Origin of the sequence: Algibacter sp. TI.3.09 (genome assembly GCF_038154905.1) — a bacterium.
Taxonomy (GTDB): Bacteria; Bacteroidota; Bacteroidia; order Flavobacteriales; family Flavobacteriaceae; genus Algibacter.
Window position 1 is genome coordinate 1,393,414 of sequence record NZ_JBAKAN010000001.1, and the last position, 14,332, is coordinate 1,407,745.

8 protein-coding genes are annotated in these 14,332 nt (G+C 34.4%); 5 read left to right on the top strand and 3 right to left on the bottom strand.

All coding sequences use genetic code 11. From position 1 onward, the window contains the following. Positions 1 to 294: 294 nt before the first annotated feature. Genes V6246_RS05465 through V6246_RS05485 form a run of 5 tightly spaced genes read left to right on the top strand, consistent with a single transcriptional unit; the run spans position 295 to position 7,294 of the window. Positions 295 to 1,356 (top strand): pyridoxal-phosphate dependent enzyme, encoded by a 1,062-nt coding sequence (locus tag V6246_RS05465; protein ID WP_341559471.1) that lies wholly within the window; start codon positions 295 to 297, stop codon positions 1,354 to 1,356. A 42-nt stretch (positions 1,357 to 1,398) separates the two neighbouring features. After that, positions 1,399 to 2,469 carry a DUF1611 domain-containing protein gene (locus tag V6246_RS05470; RefSeq protein ID WP_341559473.1) on the top strand — a complete coding sequence of 357 codons (1,071 nt, stop codon included), beginning with the start codon at positions 1,399 to 1,401 and terminating at the stop codon, positions 2,467 to 2,469. Continuing rightward, positions 2,469 to 3,530 (top strand): mandelate racemase/muconate lactonizing enzyme family protein, encoded by a 1,062-nt coding sequence (locus V6246_RS05475; RefSeq protein WP_341559474.1) that lies wholly within the window; start codon positions 2,469 to 2,471, stop codon positions 3,528 to 3,530. The genes V6246_RS05470 and V6246_RS05475 overlap by 1 nt, the downstream gene beginning before the upstream one ends. A gap of 1 nt (position 3,531) precedes the next feature. Beyond that, on the top strand, positions 3,532 to 4,419 hold the full coding sequence (locus tag V6246_RS05480; protein WP_159020936.1) for a serine hydrolase: 888 nt from the start codon (positions 3,532 to 3,534) through the stop codon (positions 4,417 to 4,419). Positions 4,420 to 4,471: 52 nt separating this feature from the next. Beyond that, positions 4,472 to 7,294, top strand: coding sequence for an Npt1/Npt2 family nucleotide transporter (locus V6246_RS05485; RefSeq protein WP_341559479.1), 2,823 nt, complete (start codon positions 4,472 to 4,474; stop codon positions 7,292 to 7,294). Positions 7,295 to 7,356: 62 nt separating this feature from the next. Here the strand turns inward: V6246_RS05485 and V6246_RS05490 are convergent, their stop codons facing one another. The 3 genes from V6246_RS05490 to V6246_RS05500 all read right to left on the bottom strand — a co-directional run bounded on the left by V6246_RS05490 (position 7,357) and on the right by V6246_RS05500 (position 14,292). Further along, on the bottom strand, positions 7,357 to 8,622 hold the full coding sequence (locus V6246_RS05490) for a hypothetical protein (protein ID WP_341559481.1): 1,266 nt from the start codon (positions 8,620 to 8,622) through the stop codon (positions 7,357 to 7,359). 4 nt (positions 8,623 to 8,626) lie between these two features. After that, entirely contained in the window at positions 8,627 to 11,536 is a 2,910-nt protein-coding gene (locus V6246_RS05495; RefSeq protein ID WP_341559483.1) for a PEP/pyruvate-binding domain-containing protein, read from the bottom strand. 206 nt (positions 11,537 to 11,742) lie between these two features. Next, complete coding sequence (locus V6246_RS05500) at positions 11,743 to 14,292, bottom strand: adenosylcobalamin-dependent ribonucleoside-diphosphate reductase (protein WP_341559485.1); 2,550 nt, start codon at positions 14,290 to 14,292, stop codon at positions 11,743 to 11,745. Between the last annotated feature and the right edge of the window lie 40 nt (positions 14,293 to 14,332).

The following is a 14,332-nucleotide window of genomic DNA, read 5'->3' on the forward strand; positions in this document are numbered from 1 at the left end:
GCATCTATAGAAACAGTTATTGCCAGATGTTACAAAAACAAAAAGCAGATTTTATGGTTTCAATTTTAAATGTTTTAGCGAAAAAACATAAAATATGTGGTGATATAAAAATCAATAACAGCTATTAAACCTAATGCATTAGCCAACATTTAATGCGTAAAACCTGCTTCAAATACTCAGCTTTTTTATCACAAAAAAGCATTAAAAAATTTAATAAAAATTTATATAAAAAATTGGCATTGTTATTTTTTTTGTATATAAATTAGATACACAATTAATAAATCTAACAATGCTATGTTATTAAGAGATGGCGTAAAAAATGCGGAGATAAAGGTCTCTTCGGAAACCAGAAAACTAAGTGATTTTGTAAAAGACAAAACCAAATCACTAATCGATAGGTTGGAATATTTTGAAGATATTATAAATATTGAAGTTGGAGATACCGGATTAAATAGAGCGAAAGCCTTAGAGCGCAAATTCGATATTCGCCAACTATATATTAAATATGAAGGTGATAATCCAACAGGTACGCAAAAAGACCGCATTGCCTTTGCACAAGTCTATGATGCTTTGCGTCGCGATTACGATACTATTTCTTTAGCAACCTGCGGTAATTATGGTGTGGCGGTAGCATTGGCAGCAAATTTAGCGGGCTTAAAATGTAAAGTGTTTATTCCTGAAAGTTACCATACCGAGCGTATTAAGGAAATGGAAATGCTTAACGCGGAAATTATTAAATTGGAAGGTAGCTATGAAGATGTTGTAAAATCTAGCACAGATTATGCTTTTGAGTATGGTTGGTACGATGCCAACCCAGGCGGAGCCAATACACCTTTACAAATTACGGCTTATGCACAAATAGCTTACGAAATCGTGGAAGATCTAGGCGATGCACCAAAATATTGCGCTGCACCAGTTTCTAACGGTACTTTATTTGCTGGAATTTATAGAGGTTTTGTTACGCTTTACAAACGTGGTAAAACATCGCGTATACCAAAAATGATAGCAGCCTCATCCTCTCATAAAAACCCAATTGTGAGTTCTTTTAAAAAAGGATTAAGCTCTTGTGAAGATTTAGACCCTAAGTCTATAAAAGAAACTATTTATAATGAACCGCTTATAAATTGGCATAGTTTTGATGGCGATGAAGCTTTATTTGCATTAAAAGAATCTGAAGGAGATGCTTTTAACGTAAGTGACAAGAAAATGAAAGAGATGGCAACTTTTCTTCTAAAAAAAGAAGGGTTAAAAATATTACCTGCCTCAACCGCAGGACTTATTGGATTGCTAGAACTCGATGAAAAACTAAATTTTGAACCAGACCGCTTTGTGGCAGTCTTAACAGCAAAAAACTAATAAATACGCTTAATTAAGCATATTTTAAAAACTAAATTAAAGATGAAAAAGAAAATAGACGGACGCGCACTTGTATATTGTGAAGGCGCATTTAATACACCTAATGGCAAAACGGCTCACGGCTTAGTACGTTTTACCGAACGCTACGAAGTTGTTGGCGTTATTGATAGCAAATATGAAGGGCATGATGCTGGAAAAACATTAGACGGAAAAAAGAATGGTATTATAATTTTTAAAGATTTAACTTCTGCTATTAAAGAATTAAAAAACTCTGGTGCTTTACCTAAAACCTTGGTTATAGGCCTAGCTCCCGATGGAGGAAGATTACCGCAAGAAGCTAAAGCTACCATAAAACAAGCACTTACCTTAGGCTGGAACGTAGATAGTGGTTTACACGATTTTTTAACAAACGATGAAGAGCTTGTAAAAATAGCTAAAGAAAAAGGTAGCCGCATTCGTGATGTACGCAAAACACCAGATCGTGATACCCTGCATTTTTTCTCTGGAGATATTGAAAAAGTAGACTGCTTAAAACTTGCTGTTTTAGGTACAGATTCTGCTATTGGCAAACGTACCACAGCATGGTTAATTGTTCAAGGTTTACGTAAAGCAAGCCGCAGTGCAGAAATGATTGGTACTGGGCAAACTGCTTGGATGCAAGGTGCTAAATACAGCATGATTATGGATAGTTGTATTAACGATTTTGTTTCGGGTGAAATAGAACACGCCGTTGTTAGCGCTTACAAAAATGAAAAACCAGACGTTATTGTAATCGAAGGTCAAGGTAGTTTAATGAACCCTGCTTATCCTGGTGGTTTCGAAATTCTGGCTGCTGGGCGTCCAGATTATGTTATCTTACAACATGCACCTACGCGTAAAGAATACGATGGTTTTCCTGGCTATAAATTGCATACATTAAAAAAACAAATTCAAGCTATCGAAACCATTTCTGGTGTAAAAGTATTGGCTATTACTGTAAACCATGAAGGTATGACGGCTGAAGAAATTACACCTGCATGCCAAGCTATCACTAAACAAACAGGTTTACCTGCATTTGATGTTTTAGCACATGGCACGGATGAACTAGTAGAATTGTTAGATTCTAAACTGTAATGAAAATAACCAATGTATCATACGAGCGTCTAGATTTAAAGCTCTCAGAGCCTTATACTATCGCTTACGAAACCATATCGAAAGCTGTAAATTTCATTCTTAAAATTGAAACAGATACACTAGCTATTGGTTATGGTTGTGCGGCACCAGACGCTGTGGTTACTGGAGAATCTCCTCAAGAAGTTGAGCAAGACATTAAAGATATTATCATTCCTTTTCTAAAAGGAAAAAATAGCTTTATGAGTACCGAGATTCTGCATGATTTAAAACCACTTCTAAAACGAAAATCATCGGCCTTAGCTATGGTAGACATGGCTTTACTAGATTTAGTTGCTAGAAAAATCGATACTCCTTTATATCAATTTTTAGGAGGTTATCGCCATAGCATCCCAACGAGTATCACATTAGGTATTTTACCTATTGAAGACACGTTGCGCATTGCCGGAGATTATGTAAAAGAAGGTTTTTTTATTCTAAAAATTAAAGGCGGACTTTCTGTAGAAGAAGATATAGAAAAAATGATACGCTTGCGCGATATGTTCCCAAGTACACAATTGCGCTTCGATGGAAACCAAGGTTATACTGTAAAAGAAGCCATTGCGTTTTTTGAAGGGACTAAAAAAGTGGGTATTGAAATTTTTGAACAACCAACCAAAGAAGGTATGGACGAACTTCTTGGCCAAGTAACCAAAAATACAGGTATTCCCGTTATGGCAGACGAAAGTGTAAAAACATTAAAAGACACGTTTCGTTTAGCTCAAAATGAACGTGTAGACATGGTGAATATAAAACTGATGAAAGTTGGTGGTATTCGCGAAGCTATGCACATCAACTCGGTATCTCAATCTGCGGGCCTAGAAGCTATGGTAGGTTGTATAGACGAGTGTAGATTAGGTATTTCAGCAGGATTGCACTTTGCGCTTTCTAGACAAAATATAAAATTTGCAGACCTTGATGGGCATTTAGATATGATTGCAGATCCTTTTAAAGGATTATTTAAACTAGATAAAGGTATTTTATATCCAAGTAAAGCAGCCGGATTAGGACTAATTAAAGACTAAAATGAAAAATAAATTTATATTATATTTCGCCCTTTTGGGAATATTAACTTTTGCACAAGCACAAGAATTGCCTGTAAAAGCTAATACGGCTACTAAACCGCTTAGATCTCTTTTAGATAATACACTTCAGAAAAAATTAGATTCTGAAATGAGTAAACATTCCGATTGGAAAACTCTTATTAGTCAGAACAAAATGGCTATCGGTCTGGTTGATTTATCTGATAAAAATAACATTAAATTCGCCCGAGTAAACGGCAATGAAATGATGTATGCTGCAAGCTTACCTAAAATTGCTGTATTACTAGCAGCAATGGATGCCATAGAAAAAAAGGAGCTTATTGAAACAGCCGATATTAAAAACGATATGAAGTTGATGATAAGTAACTCTAACAACGCGGCAACCACAAGAATGATAGACCGTTTGGGTTATGATAAAATTGAAAAAGTACTCACTAGCGACAAATACAATCTTTACGATGAGGAGACAGGAGGAGGCTTATGGGTAGGGAAACGCTATGCTGCCGGAGGCGCAACCAATCGAGAGCCTATAAAAAACTTAAGTCATGCCGCAACTGTAACTCAGGTATGCCGATTTTACTATATGCTTTACAAAGGTGAGCTTGTAAATACGCAACGATCTAAACAAATGCTAGATATTTTAGAAGATCCTGCTTTACACCATAAATTTGTAAACACATTAGATAGAATAGCACCTAGAGCTCGTTTGTTCCGTAAATCGGGCTCATGGAAAACGTTTCATTCAGATTCTATATTAGTTTGGGGAGATCCTGGTCGTCGCTATATTTTAGTAGCCTTAATAAATGATGAAAACGGAGAACAAATTATTAGAGACTTAGTAGTTCCTATTGAAAAAGTACTGAATATTTAATCATTTTTTATAACTTAATAGTAAAATAAAACATCTGGAATAGCTTACTTACATGATAAAAACAGCTTTAAAAAAAATATTTGATATTCGAGATGGAGAATTAAAAATAGCCCTACTTATGCAGGGCTATATCTTTTTAATAATTGCCACACTTTTAATTATTAAACCAGCAGTTAGTGCGCTTTTTATTTCGGAATTAGGTGCAGAAAACCTTCCTTTTGCGTATTTACTAGTTGCTGTTACAGCCGTAATTAGTTCTTATTTTTACTCTAAGGCAACCGAGCGTTTTCCGCTAAATAACATTATTAAATTCACCTTAATTTTTAGCATTATTAGCCTTGCTATTCTAGGATCGCTTTTACATCTTAATTTAATAAAAGGCTGGGTTTTATATGCTTTTTATACCGGAGTAGCCATTTATGCCGTATTAGCAACTTCTCAATTTTGGGTATTAGCCAATCTTGTTTTTAATGTTCGAGAGGCTAAACGTTTATTCGGTTTTATAGGTGCAGGTGCTATTACTGGTGGTATTTTTGGAGGATATCTTACCACGATACTTGCTCCTTTTATAGGTAATGAAAACCTCATCTTTGTAGCGGCAGTTTTCTTAATGCTCTGCTTCCCGTTATTAAATAAAATTTGGAAAATAAAAGTTTCAGTATTAAACACTTTTAAACAGAAAAAACGTATTTCCGTTTCCGAAGAAAACCCGTTAAAACTAATTTTAAGTTCTAAACATTTAACCTATTTAGCTGCAATTATAGCCGTTGGCGTTATTACAGCTAGATTAGTAGATTATCAGTTTAGTTATATTGCTGGCGAACGCATCACTGATAGCGATGAGCTTACCTCATTTTTTGGGTTTTGGTTATCGTCTTTCAACGTGGCGTCCCTATTCCTTCAATTATTTTTAACTAGAAAAATTGTGGGTGTTTGGGGAGTTGGATTCTCTTTATTACTATTACCAATTCTTATTTTTTTAGGCGGATTGTTATTCTTTGTTTTTCCAGAACTTTGGGTGGTTATTTTGCTAAAAGCATCAGATGCTAGTTTAAAACAATCCATAAATAAATCTGCTGTAGAACTCATTGCTTTACCGCTACCTTTTCAGTTAAAAAAAAGAACCAAATCTTTTATTGATGTAGTGGTCGATAGTATAGCCACTGGTATAGCGGGTTGTATTTTAATTTTCTTGATAAAAGGGCTAAATGTTTCTCCAATGTATATTATGGCGCTCATTGTTTTACTCACCTTTACATGGACTTATTTTGTATTTAAAGTTAGAAAAGAATATTTCTTATCCTTTAAAAAAAACCTAGAAGCCATAGTGCCTGTCACGAATAAAAAACGAAAAGAAACGGTATCAAAAGAATCTTTTTTAAAAGGCATGTACAATGTATTTAAAAATGGTGAAGACAGCGAAATTTTGTTCATGCTCGATAAGGCTAAAGAAATTAATGATAAGCGTTTGGTTGCTCCTATTTCTGCATTGTTAAATCATTCTTCTAATAAAATTAAAGCTGAAGCATTACGCAATCTATTTTTCTTAAATGAAAAAAGTATTTATCTCGAAGTTATCCCCTTTTTAAACACTCAAGATGAAAACCTAGTTATGGCAACACTAGAGTATTTATTACTGCACGCAGACAACGAAGAAGCCATTGTTTTTGATAGTTATTTAGACCATAAAGACACCTTTATTTCTGATGCGGCCTTACTTTGCTTAGCAAAAGAATCTAGAGACAACTACTCTTTGCGCGTTAAATACAATCTTTTTGATCGCATAGAAAACAAGAAAAGTAGCATAATGACCTTACCGGAAGAATTGCAACTTAAAGAAGAAATAAAACTACTACATTTAATAGGTTTTTCGGACTATAAAAAAGGATATCCTACTATTCTAAACGCTTTAGAAAACAATAATAACCCGGCGTTACAAGGCGAAGCTATTGTTGCTGCTGGAAATACTATAAATTCATTTTTTGTTGATGCCCTATTGTATAAATTACTAGATAAAACATTCCGCGAAAGCGCTATAAAAGCATTGATTAACTACGGAAACGCTATGTTGCTTGTTTTAAAAGAAAAGCTATTTATTGACGATATTGATATTGCTATTAGACGTTTTATTCCAAAAGCTATTTCGGCCTTTAATTCTCAAAACGCTGTGGACACAATGTTGATTAGTTTTAAAGATTCGGAAGATTTATCGATACGATTAGAATGTGTTGCTCAGCTCTCTAAATTAAAGGAAGCTAACCAAAATTTACATTTTAATGAAAAGCAAGTCGCCAAATTAATTCTGGAAGAATGTAAACTATACAATAGTTCGATAAATGCAATGCACACCCAAATTATTGTGCATTATTTACGTCGTAAAAAACTAAAAGCAACTATTCCTGATGAAGAAATGAAAGCCCGTGAAAGCTTAATTGAATTATTAGAACGTAGGCTAGAAAACGGCTTACAACGTATTTTTAAACTTCTTGAATTACGCTACGCTCAAAATGATGTACGCATGGCATACAAAGGTATTTTAAGCGATGAGCAAGATAAAAGAACTAATGCTATTGAGTTTTTAGATATTCTACTGAATCCTAATTTAAAAAGTGTGTTAATTCCAATTGTTGAGGCGACTATACTTGATACCTCTTCGGAAGAAGTTATTGAAACTATTAGCAAGAATAAATTAACAGAAATGGAATGCTTTCAGAATATACTAAACGGTAAAGATGTAAAACTGAAACTTGCCGTTTTATACTTAATAGAGAAAAAAGAAAGCTTAAAATACAACGAACTTATTACGCCGCTACTAACAAGTAAAGATAAACGCATACAAGAGTTTGCACAGAAAGCGATTAACGCAATGGTATAAAAAAATCTCAGGTTAAATACATAACCTGAGATTCATTTTAAATTCCCAAAAGACTTTTTTTTCTATTCTCTTACAGCCTTATCTATTCTACTGGCTAAAGCCAAGTGATCTCCTGCAGAGTTTTTCCCTAAAACATTAGTCATTAAACACACCATATATTTTGAGCCATCTCCATGCTCTACAATAGCAACAGAATTCATGTAATTAAAGACATTGCCTTTATATTTACCGCAAGCCTGATCTTTTTCTTTATCACATTTATATAAACTTCCCGATTTAAAATATACTGCAGCATCACGCAATTCTGGTGCTTGTGCGTAGCGTATTCTTCTATCTGTCATGTACATTAAACGTTTTATTTCTAAACTTGATTGCTTATCTACAATCTTCCCTTGTTCTAATTGTAACATCCATTTCATTAAGCCTAATGGCGAACCAATACTACCGCCTTTACTACCAACATAGGGGTTTACTCCGCGTGTAAAAAATGTTCCTAAACGCCATTCATCTTCAGTGATTCCTAAATCTCTTAAAGGTTGATTTACTATAGATATAGCAAGCTCTGTAATATCGTTTTTAGGACCTGCGCTAAAATAAGCATCGGCATCTGCCTGAGTCATTGTCGGATATTTTTCACCAAATGCAGCCATTAATAAAGCCTCTCGCCAAACCACACTCGCTGCACCATTATTACTAACCGATAAGGCATGATCTGCCCACTCAAAAAGAGAAAACACATCGCTAGCTACCGCTTGACGCTTTACCAATTTATTAGTTTCAATATTAAAAACAGGAATGGTATGCTCATCTGTTAACACCCAATTGCCTCCTTTTACTATTTTAGTTTTTAATAACGCCACGCGCTTGCTGTAATCATTAGGATAAATTTTAGCTAATTGATCGAATAACGCAGTAACAACAACCAATTTACCAACACTACCTGGTTGATAACCTCTAGTCTCATTTTGTTGTGCATATCGTAAACTATCTGGTTTATAAATATCTAAAATTGCAACAGAATAACTTTTATCCAACCTAGGAAATAATGCATCTATCTTTTTTTGGAATGCAGGGTTTTCCTTTAAAATATCACCTGTATTATATTGAGATTTAGTGAGCAAATTCAACTTAATATCATTAATACTTTTATAAGCTCCCAATGGTAATTTCGCATCTGGTAAATCGCCCGAAATAGATAGCTGTAAATGTTTTAACCGCTTTATTCCAGAATATTGATACCCATCTATAGGATAGATAGTATCGTTTACCGGAATAGTAAAAGCCATACAACATAAGGCTATTGCTAATATTTTAAATGTTTTAATCATGATTTTATAATGGTGTGTTCAGTGAAATTTCTTTTTGAATATTAACAATAGGCGTAATACTTTTTAAGTAATCTGATCCTAATGCTTTTTTGTTTTCTACAAATGGACGAATTTGAAATAACCAAAGTTTATTATCTTTAAAGCCAAGCTCCACATCATAAGCGCCCTTGTAGTCCGATTTTGTTTTTTTCGCTAAAGTTTTTCTAATTGTTTTTGATAATTCGCTTATTTCTAAAATATTTTGAGCGTTTAAAATTGGTTTTTCAAAAGTAGCAACCTCTTTACCTGTACCACCTGTTATCGGCAATGTGTTATGGAAAGCTTCTCGAGCAGGCGACAGTAATTGCGCTTTACCATCTACGCCTATATTATGTGTTTCGGCAGATTGCCCATCTACGGCACCACCTGCACCACGACTAAAAGCAATGGTTAAATCGTCTTCATTACCAGAAGAAATTCCTTTTGTAATCAACACCCCAGAGTAATCCACATCTACCGATGGAATAACTAAAATAGAAGGAAATACGTTTTCTGGATTTAGTAAATATTTCTGTCTCCATTTAAAGCTACGCTCTACATAAGGTGATGCCCAAACATCTTTAATACCTTGTAGAATTTTCTCTTTTTCAACAGCGTTAAAAATGGTGAGGTTAAGTCCTGCGCCTGTAAAATCTTTTAAATCTTCCATGTTAGTATCACTGCGCAAAAACACAGGAACGCTTCCGATAGGTTTGCCTAAAATAGATTGGAACGATTTAGAAATATCGTCTGTAAAATCAGTTTTAAGTGGCATAATTTTAATAGCTGCACGTAGAATTTCTAATTGTTTTAATTGAAAATTCTCTACCTCTATTTCAGAAATATTTTGAGATCTTTTTACTTCAGCTTCAGCAAACATTGCATTTAAAAACTCCCAATATGTTTTACCTTGATTAGGCATAACCTGATTCATGTGTGTTCTAAAAATACCAAACGGAATTACAAAACCTTCTACAACATTATCTTCAAACATTGATTTTAATTGCCCAAGATTGGCTGCTTTTGGTCCGCATAACTTCCCAGAATCTGATGCATCAACCTCACGCAGATTTAATATTTTGGTTTGATCTAAACGAATCTCCTTTACAGGTACTTCAATTTTATCTTCTTTCCGCACTTTTTTAGCAAACAATTCCTTTTCTTCAGCAGTCATTTTAGTGGCTTCTTTTAAAATCACGGTGCCTCTGTTCGATACAGCATAAAACACTTTTTTACCATTAAAAGCCATTAAAGCTTTCAAATTCTCATCGGATAAGGCTGCATTTGGAATCCCTAAATTTCTAGCTAATAATTGTACATGCGAAACCAAATTACCTTCGGCAACCGTTGCAATACCTGCAACAGGTTTTAAATCGGCCGGAGCACGTTCAAAAATGTAAATTTTATCGCTAGATACTTCTACATCATCCGGATTACCATTTACAACAACTAACTCGCCAAAAGCGTAGCCAGGATTTAAACCACGTACACTACTTTGGTTTGATAAATTCATTACTTTATTAGATAGCGAAGATTGATTTGCGATAAATACACCCAAATCGCCAACCGTTTGCCCCAATTGCAATGCCACAGACGAGCGTATACGATCGTCTATAAAACTATATGCCTTTGGCTCAAAACCTGTATATACATTTACTATATCTTGATAGTTTGCTTTTACCATTGCCGAACTCCATTCTACAACACCACGTGCTGTTTCTAACTTTTTAGTAAGGTCGCCTAAAGTAGATTTCACAGATAAACTTGGTTGTAAGCGAGAAGCCACTTGCTCCCACTCCCATAATTCAATCGCACCTGTTCCTGCAGCAGCCATAGCTAAAGCATGTACTTTCTCTAACTGTTCTCCAACTGTTTTTGGATGCCATTCTGTCGATGTTTTAAAAACAACAGCCTCTAGTTTATTAGCAATATCTAAAAGTAACAACCTGTGTGCACCACCTTTTTCGATAACAACATGTTTACGAATATCTAATAATACTTTAGCCGTTTCTTTAGTAAGTTCAGCTGCATCAGAGGTTTTACTATTTGTAGTTACAAATGCTTTTATAGATTTTTTTAAGTTAGATTCTGCTTGCAGTTTATTAATAAGCTTCATCAAACCATCTAAACTTACTGGCTTATGAAATTTTTCCATAGTTAAAACCAACTCGTCTATCTTTTTATTAAGTTCGGTTGTTAGTTTTAAGCTATTTTCTTTTTTAAAAGCTAATGTTTTTTCAATATCTATAGGCTCAGGATTACTGTGGATTTTTACTCGTAAATCCATAAATTTCCCAAATTGATCGGAAAGCACTTTAGATTGCGCCCTCATTAATTGCGATAAATCATCATCGCCTTGATGTGGTACATCTTTTAACGATTGTAACACTAAGTAATAATCTTTTACAAGCACATCATCTTTGGTAAGTAGCCATTTGTAAAATTTTACTCCCCAAACTTCTTCATCTTCAATTTGTATAGCACCACGATAAAATTGGCCTTTTTGGTTAACCCAACCATCATCTGTACGCGCTAAATATTTACCAAGTTGAAATTGTTTTAAGCGTGAATGATTTTTTGAAGCATCCCAAAAATCAGTTTTATCCGTATAAGCCAAAATTTGTCCTAAAAAAACAGCATTACTTTTACCTAAAGCAACAACCTCATTTTTATAAGTAGCATGCTGCACGCCACCTATATCGTCCGGACAAGGATCTTTTGCGGCTCGCATAGTCCCATCGTCACAAAACCATTGAATACTTTTATAAGTTCCTCGAATATCATTTTTATAAAATTCGATTTGACTTTTTATTTTTTCATTACTTAAAGATTGCCCGTAAGCATTGCTTCCTATTTTAAGAACAACAAGCAATAAAATCCATTCGCGTATTTTCATTTTTATGTTTAGATTATAACGTATTTTTAGACACTCTTATGCCAAGTTAGTCACTAGTTTAATTTAGTGAATTTTAAATAATACGCTATTATAAAATTAATCTTTTTTTAAATGATTTAATACAATTATACATAAAATAAAAAAAGCGATAGCAAAGAGAAATAAAACACTCTAGCTATCACTTTTTTTTACTTATTATTTTTAGATTAACCACACTTAGAAGATCCACAATCTTGACAAATTAAACAACCTTCTTGATATATTAATTCGTTGGAATTACAATTCTCACAGGTTTGTCCTTTAGCCTTAGTACCATCTTTCACATAGCGTTTTAATGCGCGTTGCACACCGTTTTTCCAGGTGTTAATAGATTCTGAATCTAACTGTAAACTTTGTATCAATTCTACCGTTTTATCTATAGGCATGCCATGTCTCAAGGTTCCAGAAATAAGTTTAGCGTAGTTCCAAAACTCTGGATTAAACTTATGAGACAAGCCTTCTATGGTTGTTTTGTAGCCTCGCTTATTTTTATATTGAAAATCGTAACGTGAAGATCCATCATCATTTCTATTCTTAATAATAAAACCTTTATCCACCCATCGCGGAATTACAATACCATCTTCATCATCGGTTAACCCTGTAAAAACCTCATAAGGTCTGCCATCTACCAAGCCCACGAAAGCAATCCATTTTTCTTTTTGATTCTGAAAACGAACCACATCGGCTTCTAAACTCAAAGGTCGTTTTTTTGAAAAATTATCATTTACAACTTGTTCTTCTTTTTTGGCATCAGTTGCCACTAAAACACCTGCTCGAGAACCATCGCGATAAACAGTTACACCTTTACAGCCTACTTCCCAAGCTTTTAAATACAACTCGCCCACCAAATCTTCACTAACATTATTTGGTAAATTAACAGTAACACTTATTGAATGATCTACCCATTTCTGGATGGCGCCTTGCATAGCGACTTTACTTTTCCAATCAATATCGTTGGATGTTGCTTTATAATAAGGCGATTGTTTTACTAACTTATCGAGTTCTTGTTGCGTAAAATGTTTTGAAGAATCTATATTATTAACCTCCATCCACTGCTTAAAACGATGATGAAAAACGATATATTCTTCCCAAGAATCTCCTACTTCATCCACAAAATCTACACGAGCATCTTTATCATTTGGGTTTACTTTTTTTCTTCGTTTATAAACAGGCATAAAAACAGGCTCTATGCCAGAGGAAGTTTGCGTCATTAAACTCGTTGTCCCTGTTGGAGCAATGGTTAGCAAAGCAATATTTCGACGTCCATACTCTAACATTTCATAATACAATTGGCCGTCTGCTTCTTTTAAACGTAATATAAAAGGATTCTCTTTTTCTCGGTCTGCATCAAAAATGGCAAAAGCACCTCTTTCTTTAGCTAATGTTACCGAAGCTCGGTAGGTTTCAAGGCATAATATTTTATGCACTTCCGTGGAAAATGTATTGCCAACTTCACTTCCATAACGAATACCTAAAGCGGCTAACATATCTCCTTCTGCCGTTATACCAATACCAGTTCTTCTGCCTTCCGTAGCTTTTTGCTTAATATTTATCCAAAGGTTTCTTTCTATAGCTTTTACATCTTCTTGCTCTGGATCTGAATCGATTTTAGCTAAAATTTTATCAATTTTTTCTAACTCTAAATCAATAATATCATCCATCATTCTTTGTGCAATAACGATATGTTTTTTAAATAACTTAAAATTGAATTCAGCTTGTTTTGTAAACGGTTTTTCAACATAAGAAAACAAATTAATCGCCAATAATCTGCAAGAATCATAAGGACATAAAGGAATTTCTCCACATGGGTTTGTAGAGACGGTTTTGTATCCTAAATCGGCATAGCAATCTGGTACAGATTCACTAATAATAGTATCCCAAAACAAAATCCCTGGTTCTGCCGATTTCCATGCATTATGTACAATTTTCTTCCAAATGCGATGGGCTTCTACCGTTTTAGTATAAAGAGGATTTTTACTATTTACAGGATAGTTTTGCGTGTAGCTACTATTGGTTTTTACGGCTTGCATAAAAGCATCATCAATTCTAACCGAAACATTAGCACCTGTTACTTTACCTTGCTCCAATTTGGCATCAATAAAGGCTTCTGCATCCGGGTGATTGATGGACACAGATAGCATTAATGCACCTCGGCGACCGTCTTGAGCTACTTCTCTAGTTGAGTTGGAATAACGCTCCATAAACGGCACAATACCAGTCGAGGTTAATGCTGAATTTTTTACAGGAGAACCTTTAGGACGAATATGAGACAGATCGTGACCAACTCCACCTCTACGTTTCATTAATTGTACTTGCTCTTGGTCTATTTTCATGATGCCTCCATAGGAATCGGATTCCCCATCATTTCCTATAACAAAACAATTCGATAAAGACGCTATTTGAAAAGGATTTCCAATTCCTGCCATCGGGCTTCCCTGTGGCACGATATATTTAAAGTTTTTAATGACTTCAAATATCTCAGATTCTGAAAGTGGGTTGGCATATTTTTTTTCAATTCGTGCTATTTCTGAAGCTATTCTTTGATGCATTTCATCTGGAGTGCTCTCGTAAATATTATTAGCCGAATCTTTTAAAGCATATTTATTTAACCACACACTAGCGGCCAATTCATCACCTTTAAAATAATTACGTGCTGCTTGTAAAGCTTCGTTTCTAGAATATGTTTTTCGAGGCTTCTGTAATGTTTGAGAATTCATGTTTTTCTGGAAGATTTAAATTGATACAAGACGTACTAAA